Origin of the sequence: Paraburkholderia sp. (assembly GCF_024281035.1) — a bacterium.
Lineage (GTDB): Bacteria > Pseudomonadota > Gammaproteobacteria > Burkholderiales > Burkholderiaceae > Paraburkholderia.
In genome coordinates this window covers 50,471-67,240 of the sequence record NZ_JAMXLH010000032.1, presented here as the reverse complement: position 1 = coordinate 67,240, position 16,770 = coordinate 50,471, and the positions used below count along the sequence as shown (strand labels likewise).

The following is a 16,770-nucleotide window of genomic DNA, read 5'->3' as shown; positions in this document are numbered from 1 at the left end:
TATGTCGAATGACGGCAAAGGTTACATGACCGAAGAGCGCATCATGATTCGCGATGCTGCGCGTGCATTCACCATGAAAGAAGTGCTGCCCGTGGCCAACAAGCTCGATGGCCCGGATGGTGAAATCCCGATGGAACTGCGCCGGAAGATGGCTGAAATGGGCTATTTCGGCATCATGTTGCCCGAAGAATATGGCGGTCTCGGCATGGGCGCATTCGAATACTGTCTGGTCGCGGAACAGTTGGCCCGTGGCTGGATGTCCGTGGCTTCGATCCTGGCTCGCGCACAAGGCGGCTGGCTCATGAAGACGATGGACGAAGCACGGCTCAAGCAATACATGCCGCGTGTCGTTGCCGGTGAATTCCTGAATGCAAGCGCCTTGTCGGAACCGGATACGGGCTCGGATCTGGCGTCGATTTCGTGCCGTGCGGTGCTGGAAGGCGACGAATGGGTGCTGACCGGCAACAAGTACTGGTGCACGTTTGCAGACGGCGCCGACTACCTGGCTGTGTTCGCGCGGACCGGCCATCCTTCGTCGGCGAGCAAGCGCTGGGAAGGCATTTCGTGCTTCATGATCGAGAAAGAGCGCGGTTCTTTCCCGAAGGGCATGACCGGCAACAAGATTCCCAAGATCGGCTACTTCGGCTGGAACACATTCGAACTCGCGCTCGACGGCGTGCGTGTGCCGAAGGAAAACCTGCTCGGTGAGCCCGGCAAGGCGTTCCTCGTCATGGCAAAGGGTCTGGAAGTCGCACGTGCGCATACGGCTGCTCGCGGCATCGGGCTCGCGCAAGGCGCACTCGAAGATTCCATCGAATACGCTACCCAGCGCAAGCAATTCGGTTTGCCCATCGCCGAATATCAGTCACTCCGTTTCAAGATCGCGACGATGGCCACCGAGATCGAGGCCGCGCGCCAGCTGCTCTACTACGTGTGCAACGAAATCGACAGTGGCCGGCGTTGCGACAAGGAAGCCTCGATGGTGAAGTACTTCGCCACGGAAATGGCTGAACGCGTGACCTCCGAAGCATTGCAGATTTTTGGCGGCGCCGGCTATACGAAGCTGTTCCCGATTGAACGCTACTGGCGCGATGCTCGCCTGACCAAGATTTTCGAAGGCACGTCGGAAATCCAGCAGCGCATCATCGCGACCAACCTGCTCGGCAAGTCGGAAGTCGAGGGCATGATCGCTGAACGCGCATTCCAGAAGTACCAGGAAGCAAAGGGCCTCAAGGGAGAACATGCATGAGCGCGAATGCCAATACGCCTATCACGAGCGAAGACGGTTATTTCGAGGACTTCGAGCCCGGAATGCTGATCCGTCATGCCCGGGGCAAAACCGTTACCGAAATGGACAACGTACTGATCACCAATATGGTGATGAATACGGCGGAAGGCCATTTCAACGAAGACGTGATGAACAGGAATCCGGGCGCATTCGTCAACCAGCGCGTGGTATTCGGGGGCATCAATCTGTCGATGGTCCTGGGTCTCGCTGCTCAAGACACGGCAGAGCAGTGCATCGGGGAAATCGCGCTCGACAAGATCCGCCTGACCACGCCTGTGCTGCATGGCGACACGCTGTATGCGTTCACCGAAGTGCTGGGCAAGGAAGATTCGGACCGCGAAGACGCAGGTATCGTCCGCTTCAAGCACTATGGCATCAACCAGCACGACAAGCTATGCGTTCAGGCTGAGCGCACGGCCCTGATCAAACGCAAGTCCCACTGGGTGAAGCAATGAGTACGGGGTCCGCAGGGCGTGGCGCGCTTGATGGTCTGATCGTACTGGACCTGACGGCTATGCTTGCTGGACCCTACTGCACAATGATGCTGGCAGACCAGGGTGCACGCGTTATCAAGATCGAACCGCCGGGTGGCGACAAAACACGTCGCAATGGCCCCCATCTGGAGGGGGCTCTAAAGCTCGAACAAGGTGGTTTCGGCGGATATTTCGGTTCTACGAACCGGAATAAGGAATCGCTGGTCATTGACCTGAAAAGCGATAAAGGACGTGCCCTCTTCTTGCGTCTGGTCCAACGCGCGGACGTGGTAATCGAAAATTACCGCTCAGGCGTGATGGAACGTCTGGGTCTGAGTTACGAGCGTCTGAGTGAAATCAATCCACGTCTGGTCTATGGCGCACTCAGAGGTTTTGGTGACCGACGTTCCGGCGCCAGTCAGTATCTCGATTGGCCCGCCTATGATCCTGTTTCGCAAGCGATGGGCGGCATCATGGGCATTACGGGCCATGTGCGTCATGGACCGCCGACCAAGATTGGTCCCGGCATTGGTGACATCGGCCCCGCAATGTTTCTCGCATTCGGCATTACTGCTGCCTGCTGGTCCGTACAACGGACCGGCAAGGGGCAATTTGTCGATGTCGGCATGACCGACTCCATTTTGGCTATCTGCGAACGTATCGTGTTCCAGTACGGCGTGGGCAAAAAATCGCCCGGCCGTGAAGGCAATGGTCATCCCCTGCTCTGTCCGTTCGGTTTATTCCAGGCGCTTGATGGTTATATCAGCCTCGGCGTGCCGAATGACAATTTCTGGGCAAAGATGGTCGAGTGCATGGGTCGTCCTGAATGGATCATGCAGGACAAGTTTTCAACTAATGATTTACGGGTCGCCAATAGCGGCGAACTCGAAGAGTTGTTGAATGCGTGGACTCTGGTACGGACCAAGCGTCAATTGTCTGAAATCTTCGGCGGGCACATTCCATTTGGTCCCGTATTCGAAGCCAAAGACATTTTCGAGGATGAGCACTTCCAGATCCGAAATATGCTGGTTGAGACGGAACAACCGGGCGCGAATGAAAAGCTCGTGATCGCGGGTACGCCTGTCCATATGAGCGATACACCGGGCGGCATCCGGAAACGTGCACCGTTGGTCGGTGAACATACGGAACGCGTGTTACGCGATTTGGGATTGCACGAATCGGAGATTGCAGAGTTGCGTAAAAACAATGTAGTGGAGCAGCGTTAAAAGTCTAAGGAGATAGTTATGTCGGAAAAGATCAGGCGCCTGCGCCGGTGCCAGCTGTCGGTCCCGGGTTCGAGCGAAAAGATGATGGCCAAAGCTTCGGCCATGAGCGTCGATTATGTCTTCCTCGATCTGGAGGATGCGGTCGCTCCCTCGGAAAAGCGCCCCGCTCGTCAAAAGATCGTGACCGCGCTCAATACGCTCGACTGGGGTCGCACGGTCCGCTGTGTCCGTGTGAACGATCTGACCACGGAATACGCATACGAGGACATCATCGAAGTGGTCGAGGGTGCACGTGAAAACCTCGACATGATCATGCTGCCCAAGGCGATGTCTGCCTCGGATGTCCAGTTCGTGGACAAGCTGCTGACCATGATGGAAAAGAAACTCGGGCTCAAGAAGCGTATCGGCATTGACGTGCTGATCGAAGAAGTCGAGGCCATGCAGAACGTTGAAGCGATTGCGGCTTCGACTCCGCGCCTCGAATGCCTGATCTTCGGCATGGGCGACTATTCGGCAAGCCAGGGCGTGTCGATGCGCGACATCGGCGGCGACGGTGGCTATCCGGGCGACATCTGGCACTACCAGCGCCATCGTCTGACCATCGCTGCCCGTTCGAACAAGATCGATGCGGTGGATGGCCCGTACGCGGACTTCAAGAATCCGGACCGCTATCGCGAGGAAGCACGTCGTGCGATGACGCTGGGCATGGTCGGCAAATGGGCGATCCATCCGGCGCAGGTTTCGCTCGCGCAAGAAGTGTTTTCACCGCTGCAGGAAGATGTCGATCGTGCCCGGGACATGATCAAGGCCTACGACGAGGCACTGGCACAGGGTCTCGGCGCTGTGCAATACGAAGGCAAGATGATCGATATTGCGTCTGTTCGTATTGTGCGCAATCTGGTAGAGCGTGCCGATTTGATCGGTATGTAATTTCATTACCGGCGGAAAGCAAAGACCTTTGCTTTCCGCCCGCAGTTTGCATTGCCCTTTTTGTCGCCCGGAGCACCTGGAAACATATTATTTAACGCATCAGAAACAAGATGGTGGAGACAATATGGAACAGTCTTTTTCGCACATCGAAAGGGATGAAAAAAACCTGGCCGGTGTGTTACGCAGTCGAATCGCAGGTTGCATCGGACACGGTATCGAGTGGTTTGACTTCTCGATATACGCGAATCTCGCAATCTTCTTCAGTGGTCAACTCTTTCCGGGCGACAGCAAAGGCGCAAAGCTACTCGCCGCCTTTGGCGTTTACGCGCTCGGTTTCGTGATGCGTCCTCTGGGCGGCTGGTTGCTCGGTGTACTGGCGGACCGTCGCGGGCGACGCTCTGCCCTTTCCCTTTCCGTGCAACTGATGGCCTTCGGTTCGCTGCTGCTCGCGGTCGTGCCGACTTACAATCAAATCGGGTTTGCCGCCCCGATTGTCGCAACGATTGCACGTCTTCTCCAGGGGCTTTCCACTGGGGGCGAATTCGCAGCCGCCATTACCTTCCTGGGTGAAACAGCACCCTCGAATAAACGAGGGCTCCACGGCAGCTTCCTGTTCTTCGGGACAGGTATTGGTCTCATGTGCGCGTCCGGTATCGTGTGGCTGCTTAATGGAGTATTGACCCACGATCAAATGATGGCCTTCGGATGGCGTATTCCGTTTGTTATCGCGGCAATCAGCGGCATCTACGCCTGGTGGTTGCGTCGCAATGTGGCCGAAACCCGGATCTTCGAAGAAGCGCGGGCTGCGGGCAAACGAAAAATGGGTTCTCTTCGTGAACTGTTCACGAATCACCGGAAACAGGTACTTACGCTTATCGGTATCTGCATTTGTGGAACGTTTGCGTTTTATCTGTTCGCGGTCTATGTTCCCGTCTATGCAATTCAACGTGCAGGTGCCACGCCTTCCATTGCGTATGCCGCGAGTTCGTTTTCGCTCCTGATCTACACGGCGGTGCATCCGTTTTTCGGCATGCTCTCGGACAGGATTGGCCGCCGTCCCCAGATGCTTTTCTGCGCAGCCTGCTATACGGTATTCCTGTACCCAGTCGTGCTCTCGGTCCAACCCACGTTCTGGTCGATTGCCGGTATTGAGCTCTTCGGCCTCGTATTGTATGCACTTTTCTCGTCTATCGTTCCCGCAACGTTGTCGGAAATGTTCAAAACGGAAATTCGCACGGTCGGCATTGGTCTTCCGATCAATATCGTTATTGCCGTTCTCGGTGGCACGACACCGTTCCTGATGACGTGGCTGCAATCGATGCACCTCGACAACTATTTCCTGATCTATGTGTCGGCTGGTTCGTTCATTACGTTGGTCACGGTTTGGCGCATGAAGGAAACGAACGGCTGTTCTCTCACTGACTAATGAAGTACGGTAAGCCGCTGCTCGAGCAGTCGGCAGTTTGATTGAGTTAGCACATCAGGATTGATTCCGTAATCAAATCTGTTCCGATCCAATGCTGTCGCGGTAAAGATTCAATATAGAATTTCAAAATAAGCAGTACACAATAAATGGAGACGTCATGAATAAAGCCGCGAAAAACGGTTTTGCGCTTCTCGCAAGTGGTATTGGTCTGGTTGCTTCAGCGCATGCACAAGGCAGTGTCACGCTGTATGGGATGCTGGATGCGGGCATTATGTACACGAGCAAAACCCCGGGCGCAAATGGTCGGAATGCGGGTGCCACGGTATCGTTCGTGAACAGTAGCTACCTGCCATCCAAATGGGGCATCGAGGGTCACGAGGATCTGGGTGGCGGCTACAAAGCCAACTTCAAGCTCGAAAGCGGCATCAGCCTCGCAAACGGTGGCTTCGACAACAATCTGGCTGGTAGCTTCTTCGGTCGCCAATCCTGGGTCGGCGTCAGCGGCCCCCTCGGTGAAGTACGGGCAGGTGTGCAGTTCTCGCCCTTCGAAGAAGCAATGTTCGAACTGGATCCGCGTGGGTTTCAACAGATTGGCACGCTGGTTACGCTGTACAGCGCGAACAACATCTCGGGTACGTTCTCACCGAACGCCTTCGAATACCGCAGCCCTGAAATCCATGGACTGAAGGGCGTTGTCATGACCTGTCTCGGCGGACACGCAGGCGATTTCCGGCAAGGTTTCTGCTATTCCGGGATGCTCACGTATGAAATCGGCGGCCTGAAGATCGTGGCCGGTGCGCTCGATCAGGTTGAGGCGAGCGGTACGGAGGAAAGCAATCCCAATTTCATCTTTACTCAACCTGTCATCGCGAAAACCATCGGCGCGTCGTACGGTTTCGACAAGGTGCGCGTGTATGCCAACTACACGACATTCCGTGGTGACCTGCTGGCAAATGCGAGTGGCAAGAACGACGTCTACAACGTGGGTGCGGCGTGGGAGATAACACCTTTCGTCACCACGAATGGAACGATCTCCTGGATTCTGGATCCCGATCATTCGAATAGTCATACGTTTCAAGCGTCGGGCAGCGTGAGCTACGACCTCTCGAAACGGACTTCCGTTTATGGCGAAGTTGCTGTGGTTAGCAACCATGGCGATGAACATATCGGCCCCACGATGGAAAACGGCAATCTGGTCGGCGTGAGTGGCACCACTGTCGCTGCCTCTGCCGGTATCCGTCACTCGTTCTAATTGAAATTCGATTACGAAAGCTGCGGTCGTCAACATGACCAGGGCGTTTGCCAAGGGATGCGAATCCCTTGGCATCCGTGTGAATGCTCTGCTTCCCGGCCTCACGAAGACGAAACTCGCGGGCGCACTGTTTGCCAACGCAAGAAAAGTACGCGGAGCGCATGCGAACAATGCCGCTACGCCGTCGATGGACACAGCCGTTTCTATTGCGCGTGCACAAGCCTCAGGCAAGTTCACTTTCGGCACCCCGGCCAACCAATATGTGCAGCCTGTTTCAGCAGCACGACTCGAAGCCGGCTAGCGACTTCGCGGCGCGACATACCGGAACCGGAACGTCCATACCGCCAGCCACGCCCTCTGCTTCCCCCGAGCGCCTCGCCCACCTTACAGGCGCCTTCGAACCCACCGAGCGCAGCTCACACCCCACGCGCCAGCCAGACCGCGCATGAAAAATCCGTCCCCGTCTTTACAGCCATGATTTCCAACGGTTTTATTTTCCAACTCTTATATAAGATATAAGATGTTTGACGCTACAGTGCATTGCAATTAGAATCGCGATCAAAGTAGTGCCTGGAACAGCCTCGGAGCGCCTTACAAGCCTCCCCCCTGAAACGCCAATTCAGCAGGTCCCCCATGCTTGAAAACTTTCGTGCTCACGTGGCCGCTCGCGCCGCGCTCGGTATTCCCCCCCTGCCGCTGACGGCTCAGCAAACCGCCGAGCTGGTGGAACTGTTGACCAATCCGCCCGCGGGCGAAGAGCAGACGCTGCTCGACCTGATCACCCACCGCGTGCCCGCCGGCGTGGACGAAGCCGCCCGCGTGAAGGCCGGCTTCCTGGCCGCCGTGGCCAAAGGCGAAACCGCCTGCGCGCTGATCTCGCGCACCCGCGCCACCGAACTGCTCGGCACGATGCTGGGCGGCTTCAACATCCAGCCGCTGATCGGGCTGCTGTCCGACGCCGAAGTGGGCACCGTCGCCGCCGACGCGCTGAAGAAAACCCTGCTGATGTTCGATCAGTTCCACGACGTCAAGGAACTGGCCGACCAGGGCAACGCGAACGCGAAGGCCGTGCTGCAAAGCTGGGCCGACGCCGAATGGTTCACCAGCCGTCCGGAAGTGCCGCAAAGCCTGACCATCACCGTCTTCAAGGTGACGGGCGAAACCAACACCGACGACCTGTCGCCGGCCCCGGACGCCACCACCCGCCCGGACATCCCGATGCACGCGCTGGCGATGCTGAAGAACGCCCGTCCCGGTATCACCCCGGAAGAAGACGGCAAGCGCGGCCCGGTCAAGTTCATCGAATCGCTGAAGAAAAAGGGCAACCTGGTCGCCTACGTGGGCGACGTGGTCGGCACCGGCTCCTCGCGCAAATCGGCCACCAACTCGGTGCTGTGGTTCACGGGTGAAGACATCCCCTTCATCCCGAACAAGCGCTTTGGCGGCGTGTGCCTCGGCGGCAAGATCGCCCCGATCTTCTACAACACGATGGAAGACGCCGGCGCCCTGCCGATCGAACTCGACGTGTCGAAGATGGAAATGGGCGACGTCGTCGAACTGCGCCCGTACGAAGGCAAGGCGCTGAAGAACGGCGAAGTGATCTCGGAGTTCCAGGTCAAGTCCGACGTGCTGTTCGACGAAGTGCGCGCCGGCGGCCGCATTCCGCTGATCATCGGCCGCGGCCTGACCGCCAAGGCGCGTGAAGCGCTGGGTCTCGCGCCGTCGACGCTGTTCCGCCTGCCGCAGCAGCCGGCCGACACGGGCAAGGGCTTCTCGCTGGCCCAGAAGATGGTTGGCCGCGCCTGCGGTCTGCCGGAAGGCCAGGGCGTGCGCCCGGGCACGTACTGCGAACCGAAGATGACCTCGGTCGGCTCGCAGGACACCACGGGCCCGATGACCCGCGACGAACTCAAGGATCTGGCGTGCCTCGGCTTCTCGGCCGACCTCGTCATGCAGTCGTTCTGCCACACCGCCGCCTATCCGAAGCCGGTGGACGTGAAGACGCACCAGACCCTGCCGAACTTCATCAGCACCCGTGGCGGCGTTGCGCTGCGCCCGGGCGACGGCGTGATCCACTCGTGGCTGAACCGCATGCTGCTGCCCGACACCGTCGGCACCGGCGGCGACTCGCACACGCGCTTCCCGATCGGCATCAGCTTCCCGGCCGGTTCGGGCCTGGTCGCCTTCGCAGCCGCCACCGGCACGATGCCGCTGGACATGCCGGAATCGGTGCTGGTCCGCTTCAAGGGCAAGATGCAGCCGGGCGTGACCCTGCGTGACCTCGTCAACGCCATCCCGCTGTACGCCATCAAGCAAGGCATGCTGACCGTTGCCAAGCAAGGCAAGAAGAACATCTTCTCGGGCCGCATTCTCGAAATCGAAGGCCTGCCCGATCTGAAGGTCGAGCAAGCGTTCGAATTGTCGGATGCGTCCGCCGAGCGTTCGGCCGCCGGTTGCTCGGTGCGCCTGAACAAGGAACCGATCATCGAGTACCTCAACAGCAACATCACGCTGCTGAAGTGCATGATCGCCGACGGCTACCAGGACGCGCGCACCCTGCAGCGCCGCATCAAGGCGATGGAGCAGTGGCTGGCCAACCCGCAACTGCTGTCGCCGGATGCCGACGCCGAGTACGCCGCCGTCATCGAGATCGACCTCGCCGACGTCCATGAGCCGATCGTCGCCTGCCCGAACGATCCGGACGACGTGAAGACGCTCTCCGATGTCGCCGGTGTCAAGATCGACGAAGTGTTCATCGGTTCGTGCATGACCAACATCGGTCACTTCCGCGCCGCATCGAAGCTGCTGGAAGGCAAGCGCGACATCCCGGTCAAGCTGTGGGTGGCCCCGCCGACCAAGATGGACCAGAAGCAGCTGACCGCGGAAGGCCATTACGGCGTGTTCGGCACGGCTGGTGCGCGCACCGAAATGCCGGGCTGCTCGCTGTGCATGGGCAACCAGGCACAGGTGCGCGAAGGCGCGACGGTCATGTCGACGTCGACCCGCAACTTCCCGAACCGCCTTGGCAAAAACACGAACGTGTACCTCGGCTCGGCGGAACTGGCGGCAATCTGCTCGCGCCTCGGCAAGATCCCGACCAAGGACGAGTACATGACCGACATGGGCGTGATCAACGCCGATGGCGACAAGATCTATCAATACATGAACTTCGACCAGATCGAAGATTTCAAGCAGGTTGCCGACAGCGTGACGATGTAAACGCGTTGTTGGGCTACGGCGCGATGTCCTCGTCGCAGTTGTTCTCCTTGTAGTTATCGCCGTAGTTTTTTACGCAGTTTTTGTTGAAGCATCACGCAATAGCGCCGCAGGCTTTCAGCCTGCGGCGCTATTTTTTTGTGTCGCGCCGAAGCGTGACTACCTCGCCGCCACTAGCGCACGCGTTGTACCATCTCCCCCATCCCGCACACCCGACAAGGTCGATCCATCATGGCAACGCACGCTTTCGAACCCGCCGTCACGGTCTATCGCGGCGGGCTCGTCGAGACGACTCACGCAGCCCACGTCGCGGTCGTCGATGCCGATGGCCGGCTGTGCTACGCGTTCGGCGATCCGCACCGCGTCACGCTCGTGCGCTCGGCGGCCAAACCGGCACAGGCGCTGGCCGTTGCGGAAACGGGTGCGCTTGCGCGCTTCGGCTTTGACGACGCCGACCTCGCCCTCATGTGCGGCTCGAACAGCAGCGAGGATCGCCACATCGAACGCGTCCGCCAGATGCTCGCCAAGGTGGCCGCGCAGGAATCGGACATGCGTTGCGGCGGGCACGTGCCGTTATCGGATGCCGTCTACCGCTCGTGGATCAAACGCGACTTCATGCCCGGCCCGGTTTGCAGCAATTGCGCAGGCAAGCATGTGGGCATGCTCGCGGGCGCACGCGCCATCGAAGCGCCGATAGCCGACTACCACCTGCCCGGGCATCCGTTGCAGGCACACGTGAAGCACACGGTCGCCGACGTGTGCGACCTGCCCGACGACGGCGTGCAATGGGCCATCGACGGCTGCAATCTGCCGACGCCCGCGTTCCCGCTCGACCGGCTCGCACGCCTCTATGCGAAGCTCGCCGATGCCGCCGATACCGCCGATACGCTCGCCCCGGGCGGCGCTGCGGGTTCGTTGCGCACGCAAGCGCTCGCACGCATCTACCGCGCGATGACTTCTTATCCGGCGATGGTTGCGGGCGAAGGCCGCTTCTGCACGGTGCTCATGGAAGCGTTCGAGGGCACGCTCGTTGGCAAGGTGGGTGCCGACGGCAGCTACGCGATCGGCGTGCGCGCGTCCGGCCACGCCGTGCCGCAAGGGATGGGGCGCGCAATCGGTATTGCAGTGAAGATGGAAGACGGTAACGCGACGGCGCTCTACGCGACGGTCATGGAAGTGCTGGCGCAATTGAACGTCGGCACGCCTGCGCAACGCGCCGCACTCGAACGCTTCCACACGCCGCAAATCCGCAATACGAAGAACGTGGAGACAGGCGGCGTGGCGACGAACTTCACGCTGCGACCCTGCGCGGACAACTAGCCGACTCGATAAGCGCAACCGGGGTCATCACCCGCGTGAAACCCCGGCATCGTTCACACTCGCCGCAACGCGCGCCAGCGCTACAGCAACGCGACGACCTTCACGTCGCTGCGATCCGCCGATGCGACCACTTTGCCGTCCACGCGGCGGAACGTCAGCGTGACGGCGGCCTTGCCCACACGCAGATCGCGGATCTCGATCCAGTCGATACCCTCGGGCAGCATCGGCTGCTCGACGCGCACTTCGTTGCGTGCCGCATCGATCGATACGCCAAGACACGCTTCGAGCATCATGAAAGGCGAGCCCGCGGCCCACGCCTGCGGCAGGCACGCGACCGGATAGGCGGTCGGCGGCTCGCCGCGACGGCGCGGGAAACCGCAGAAGAGTTCGGGCAAGCGCATATCGAACGTGACCGCCGCTTCGAAGAGCGCCTGCAACAGACGCACGGCCGCTTCCTTGCGGCCATAGCGTGCGAGCCCGCGCGCGCAGATCGCGTTATCGTGCGGCCAGACCGAGCCGTTGTGGTAGGCCATCGGATTGAAGCGCGCCTGCCCCGCCGCCAGCGTGCGCACGCCCCATCCGGTATGGAACAGCGCCGATTCGAGCACGCCCGCGACGCTGCGGCCGCGCTCGTATTCGGGCAGGCCGAACGCAAGCAGATGCCCCGCGTTCGACGCCAGCACGCGGCAGAGTTCGCCGTGACCGTCGAGCGCAATGCCGTAGAAAGCGGCTTCCTCCATCCAGTATTTTTCTTCCACGCACTGACGAATTTTCGACGCCCGCGCTGCGTAGCGGGCCGCGTCTTCGGCGAGCCCGCGCTGCGTGGCGAAGCGCGCCATCGTATCGAATGCCGAACTCGCATAGGCCTGCACTTCGACCAGCGCAATCGGGCCATCGGGGAAGTGTCCATCGGCATGGAACACCGAATCGTGGCTGTCCTTCCAGCCCTGGTTCGCCAGCCCGCCCTCCGATTCGCGCCGGTAGTCGAGCAGCCCGTGCGGATTGCGGTCGCACACACTCGCCACCCACGCTGCCGCGCGTTCGAGCGCGGGCCACAGTTCGTCGATCAGCGCGCTATCGCCGGTGCGCTCCGCATAGGCGCCCGCGAGCACGACGAAGAGCGGCGTGGAGTCCACGCCGCCGTAGTAGAGCGCAAAGGGCACTTCGCCCGTCGCCGCCATTTCGCTCTTGCGCATCTCGTGCATGATCTTGCCCGGCGCGGAATCGCGAAACGCCGAGGTCTCGCGCGCCTGGTGCGCCGCGAGAAAGCGCAGCACGCCGCGCGCAAGCGCCGGTGTGAGCCACAGCGTCTGCAGCGAGGTGAAGATCGCATCGCGCCCGAACGGCGTGGAGAACCACGGAATGCCCGCGTACGGATAGGGACCGGTCGGCAAGTCGGTGGTCAGCAAGCCGAGGTCGGCAATCGAGCGGTTGATCCACGCATTGAAAAGCGGATTGCTCGAACGCACGCGTGCCGTCACGCGGCGGCGTTCGCGCATGACGATATGCGAATCGACGAGCGCTGCGCGCACGGCCGCGCGTCCCACGCGCAGTTCCTTGTCGTCGACAAGACAATGCTCGGGCTGGACGATGCCCGCGCTCGGCGTGCCGGGCGCGGCGCCCGGCAGCGGCTCGACCTCGATCGTGACCGTCAGGTAACGCGACACGCAGGCCTGGGCGGGCAACTCGACTGAATAGTCCGCGCGGTCCGCGAAGAGCTTGTTGGGCGGCGGCGAAAACTCGATGCGCACGCGCCGCGCGACCTTGTCGCGACCGATGTATTCGAGCCGCACCTCGCCGTCTTCCACGCGCGGCGGCACAAGCGTGCCGCGCTGTTCGCGCTTCAAGCCGCGCACCTCGAACATGTCGCGAAAGTCGCTCGCAAACGAGATCGAGAGCGGCACCGTGGCATCGGTCGTGCCGTAGTTCGTGAGTTCGATGGCCTCGGTCATCATCGTGCCCGAGAGCACGCGCGAGCGCTGCACGTGGATCACGCCTTCGGGCGTGGTCTTGCCGCCGAGCGGCGGTAGCGGACGATTGGTGAGATGTGCCGCGAACGCGGTGTTGTCGCTGCTGACGCTGCCGGAGAGCAGCGACGGCGCGCGCCCGCCAAAGGTGAGGCGCAGCGAGGAGAGCACACGCGTGTCGTTGACGAACAGACCGTCGTCGATGCCCGTGATATCGCCGAGCGGATCGTTGACGATGAATGTATCGCCCGACTTCAGCACATGCTGGTCCGCGCTTGCGACGTCGGGTGTTTCGGGTGCGATGAATGCGCCGTCCGTGTCGTGGTCGGGATGATCCACACCGCCTGCACGGGTGACGCCGCCGAGTTCCTCGGGATCCTGCATCGCGTAGCTCCTGTTTCGATCGGGGTTGTCGATCGGAGTGAGCGCTTCAGCGCTTACTCCGAAGGCGTAGAACGGTGTTGCCGTACGTTTCGTTTTTTCTGATTGTAGAGGCTTCTGCTTTGGCACGTACATGCGCACGTGCATGCGCGCGAGGGCCTCTTGTCGGCACGAAAGCTGCGTGGAAAGCTGCTTGACGCGGCGTGCGGCGAATTGGCGACGAACAGCTGACACAGAGCGTCAACCTTCTACTCGACGCACGGGTTCAAAAACACCACATGCATTAATTGAGGACTACGACAGTTAAAAAGCGAAAAAACGCCGATTACGCAAAGAACGGTCCAAAGAAAAACCTCAACCGCGCTCGCGCACAAACCGGTCGACGATTGCATTAAACGCCGCGGGAAGCGCGAGATTCATGCCGTGCGACGCACCCATCACAGTGGCGCGCCGCGCGTCCCCGAGCCATTCGTCGAGTGCCTTCACTGTTCGATGAAAGACCAGCGGACTCAGCTCGCCATCGATGAGCAATACCGGGCACGCGATTTCAGCGGCTTTTTCGCGCGTGTACGCAGGCAGCGGATCGCGGAATTGCGGCCCGAGCGTGTGCGCGTTATCCGTTGCCATCTTGCGAAACGCGCGCGTGCTGCGCGCCCAGAAGCCCGGCTGGCTGACCGAATCCACGAACAGTTCGAGCCCGGCATCGACTTCGCCGGACTCGATCAATTGCACGGCACGCGCGCGCAGCGTATTGACGATCTCCGGCAATTGCACGTGCGCCTGTCCCGGCAATTGCACGGGCCCGCCCGGGTCCGCCAGCGTGAGCGTACGCACGCGTTCCGGATGGCGCCGTGCGAACTCGAACGACACGCTGCCGCCGCGCGAATGCCCGATCACGTGAGCCGGTCCGGCGCCGAATGCTTCGATAAATTCCGCGATTTCGTCCGCGTGCCGGCTCCAGCTAAAAGGCTGATCGTGCACCGCATCGGCAGCGGGCCAATAGTGCGAGAGGCTCACGGAAACGCAGCGGTATTGCTTCGAGAGCCCCGCGAGCTGCGGCTGCCAGTAGCGGTAGTCGCACAGCGAGCCGTGCACGAACAACAGCAACGTCCCCTCGCCGCGCGCGACGAATGGCATGGGCACGCCCCCGGACAATTCGATGAACGATCGGGGCGCGGGAAAAACGGCTTGACTCACGGCACGAAGGAATAAAAGCGGAATAAACGCAGCAGAGCGGCACAGCGCAACGACGATGGCGCCGCGTGTGTCCGTCCGCGAAAAAAGGGGCTATTGTCCCACGATGGCGCGCGCCGCGTGCGACGCGCCATTCATCGGATCAATGCCGCTTATTGGAATGCGTGCGCGTCGAGGCACGCCGCTGCGAGGCCCGCGCCGCGCACGGCGCAGGTGAGCGGCTCGTCGGCCACGCGCACTGCCACGCCTAGCTCGGCCGCAAGGCACGCGTCGAGCTGCCCGAGCAGCGCGCCGCCGCCGGTCAGCAGGATGCCGGTATCGGCGATGTCGGTCACGAGTTCGGGCGGCGCGGTCTCGAACACCTGCCGCACCACGCCGATCACCTGGCGCAGCGGCACGGCAAGCGCGTCCGCGATGTCGTGGCTCGTCAGCTCGATCGTGCGCGGCAGGCCGTCGTCGAGGCTGCGACCGGTGGCGCGCATGGTTTCGACCGGCTGGCCATGCAGCGCGCTGCCGATGGTCTTTTTCACGTGCTCGGCCGTCTGGTCGCCGAGCAAGACGCCATACAGCCCCCGCACGTAATTGATGATGGCGCGGTCGAACTCGTCGCCGCCCACGCGCACCGAGCCGCAGCAGGCCAGGCCGCCAAGCGCGATTACGCCGACCTCGGTCGTGCCGCCGCCGATACTGACGACCATCGATCCGGTCGCCGACGCGACCGGCAACCCGGCCCCGATCGCCGAGGCAAGCGATTCGCCGATGAGATTCGCGCTTGCCGCGCCCGCCGCAAGCGCGGTTTCGCGGATCGCGCGGCGCTCCACCTGGTTGGCCGACGCCGGCACACAGACCGTGAACGACGCGCGGCGGCCAAGCGGGCGGTGCGTGCGCGCCATCGCCACGAAGCAGCGCATCATGTGTCCCGCAGCGGGGAAATCGGCGATTACGCCGTTGCACAGCGGCCGCACGGGTTCCAGATTCGACGGTGCGCGCCCGAGTAATTCCTTCGCCTCGCGCCCGACGGCGGCGACCGTTGCCTCGCCGGCCCCTGCGCGGCGCTCGAAGCAGACCACCGACGGCTGATTCAGGACGACGCCCCGGTCTGCCGTATAGATCAACGTGTTCGCGGTGCCGATATCGACCGCCACGTCGTGGCGGGACAGCCTTTTCAGAAACGAGGAATGCGGCGTGGCTTGGGCCATGTCTGTCTTTCTTATGTGAAAAGAGGCGCCCTGCCGTCGGGACACCCCGGACGTCAATCCCGATGCGCGTCTGTTTCTGGTCTCACGCCCGGGTGGATCGGGCCTTTTCGGCCCATTGGCCTGTTTAACGGCCACGGCAGCCGCGAACTTTAGCTGCGCCAAAAATAACTGTGCAGTCCGACCACGCCGTTTTGAACAAATAAGTCGCTAATTTGCCGACCTCACGCCCCCCGACGAGCGCGCCGAGCACAGGTTCGGCCACGCCTTTCTGGAAATTCGGGAAATTTGATCCAGTGGTCCCTCCACGTCCCGCATCGACACGCACGATCCGCGGTACCGCGTTTATTTGACCAGCCTGTTGTGGGGCTTGTGGCTTACACAGCTCGAATGTCCAGGCGCTTGCCTAATGCGGCAAATGCAGACTCCACCATCTCGATTTTTGAAGAATGATTAAGCTTCAAAAGTCTATCCACCTGCACCTGATTTACTTTAAGCCGTTTAGCCAGATCAGATTTGCGCACTTTTTGATTTAGCATTTCATTGGCAAGCAACACCTTCGATACCACCAGGGCTGGTAACGTCACCGTAGGTTGACCGCGCCTGGATTTCGAAGGCATCGGAATCTGACGTTTCTCAGAAAAATAAATTTCAAATGCCGCCTCAAGTGCATCAAGTGCCTGTACGTACGCATCTTCTTCGCTCTCTCCAACGGTGATTGCTTCCGGCACGTCGGGGAACGTGACAAGCAGCGTGCCGTTTGAATCCGGCGTCAACACGATGGGATACGACAACATTACCTTCTCCAGTATATATAACTCAAATATACAGATTATCAGCTAATTTAAATAAAAATCCAATATTTAGCCAATTAATCATCAAACCAGGCAAGAAAAACATA

At 60.6% G+C, this 16,770-nt stretch carries 12 protein-coding genes and 1 pseudogene; 9 read left to right on the top strand and 4 right to left on the bottom strand.

Annotation, left to right across the window (positions count from 1 at the left end):
* Nucleotide 1: 1 nt before the first annotated feature.
* The 9 genes and pseudogenes from Q0L30_RS11640 (at nucleotide 2) to Q0L30_RS11600 (ending at nucleotide 11,131) form a co-directional block, all read left to right on the top strand.
* Complete coding sequence (locus tag Q0L30_RS11640) at nucleotides 2-1,249, top strand: acyl-CoA dehydrogenase family protein (RefSeq protein WP_296655075.1); 1,248 nt, start codon at nucleotides 2-4, stop codon at nucleotides 1,247-1,249.
* Entirely contained in the window at nucleotides 1,246-1,743 is a 498-nt protein-coding gene (locus Q0L30_RS11635) for a MaoC family dehydratase (protein WP_296655073.1), read from the top strand. The genes Q0L30_RS11640 and Q0L30_RS11635 overlap by 4 nt, the downstream gene beginning before the upstream one ends.
* Nucleotides 1,740-2,987: a CaiB/BaiF CoA-transferase family protein gene (locus Q0L30_RS11630; protein ID WP_296655071.1), complete on the top strand. Its 1,248-nt coding sequence runs from the start codon at nucleotides 1,740-1,742 to the stop codon at nucleotides 2,985-2,987. Before Q0L30_RS11635 ends, Q0L30_RS11630 begins: the two co-directional genes overlap by 4 nt.
* Nucleotides 2,988-3,005: 18 nt before the next feature.
* Entirely contained in the window at nucleotides 3,006-3,917 is a 912-nt protein-coding gene (locus Q0L30_RS11625) for a CoA ester lyase (RefSeq protein WP_296655070.1), read from the top strand.
* Between the two features lie 124 nt (nucleotides 3,918-4,041).
* Nucleotides 4,042-5,343, top strand: a complete 1,302-nt coding sequence (locus Q0L30_RS11620; RefSeq protein WP_296655069.1) for an MFS transporter — start codon at nucleotides 4,042-4,044, stop codon at nucleotides 5,341-5,343.
* A 157-nt stretch (nucleotides 5,344-5,500) separates the two neighbouring features.
* Nucleotides 5,501-6,595: a porin gene (locus Q0L30_RS11615; RefSeq protein WP_296655067.1), complete on the top strand. Its 1,095-nt coding sequence runs from the start codon at nucleotides 5,501-5,503 to the stop codon at nucleotides 6,593-6,595.
* A 7-nt stretch (nucleotides 6,596-6,602) separates the two neighbouring features.
* A pseudogene (locus Q0L30_RS11610) lies at nucleotides 6,603-6,896 on the top strand (SDR family oxidoreductase); the annotation flags it as partial.
* Nucleotides 6,897-7,228: 332 nt separating this feature from the next.
* Nucleotides 7,229-9,814: a bifunctional aconitate hydratase 2/2-methylisocitrate dehydratase gene (acnB, locus tag Q0L30_RS11605; RefSeq protein ID WP_296655065.1), complete on the top strand. Its 2,586-nt coding sequence runs from the start codon at nucleotides 7,229-7,231 to the stop codon at nucleotides 9,812-9,814.
* 228 nt (nucleotides 9,815-10,042) lie between these two features.
* Entirely contained in the window at nucleotides 10,043-11,131 is a 1,089-nt protein-coding gene (locus tag Q0L30_RS11600; RefSeq protein ID WP_296655063.1) for an asparaginase, read from the top strand.
* A gap of 80 nt (nucleotides 11,132-11,211) precedes the next feature.
* Here Q0L30_RS11600 and Q0L30_RS11595 read toward each other — a convergent pair whose 3' ends face one another.
* From Q0L30_RS11595 to Q0L30_RS11580, 4 genes are all read right to left on the bottom strand, one after another.
* Entirely contained in the window at nucleotides 11,212-13,482 is a 2,271-nt protein-coding gene (locus Q0L30_RS11595; protein WP_296655061.1) for an amylo-alpha-1,6-glucosidase, read from the bottom strand.
* A 351-nt stretch (nucleotides 13,483-13,833) separates the two neighbouring features.
* Nucleotides 13,834-14,616 carry an alpha/beta hydrolase gene (locus Q0L30_RS11590; RefSeq protein ID WP_296655059.1) on the bottom strand — a complete coding sequence of 261 codons (783 nt, stop codon included), beginning with the start codon at nucleotides 14,614-14,616 and terminating at the stop codon, nucleotides 13,834-13,836.
* A 209-nt stretch (nucleotides 14,617-14,825) separates the two neighbouring features.
* Nucleotides 14,826-15,872 carry a rod shape-determining protein gene (locus tag Q0L30_RS11585; protein WP_296655057.1) on the bottom strand — a complete coding sequence of 349 codons (1,047 nt, stop codon included), beginning with the start codon at nucleotides 15,870-15,872 and terminating at the stop codon, nucleotides 14,826-14,828.
* 374 nt (nucleotides 15,873-16,246) lie between these two features.
* Nucleotides 16,247-16,666: a type II toxin-antitoxin system HicB family antitoxin gene (locus tag Q0L30_RS11580; RefSeq protein WP_296655055.1), complete on the bottom strand. Its 420-nt coding sequence runs from the start codon at nucleotides 16,664-16,666 to the stop codon at nucleotides 16,247-16,249.
* Nucleotides 16,667-16,770 lie beyond the last annotated feature (104 nt).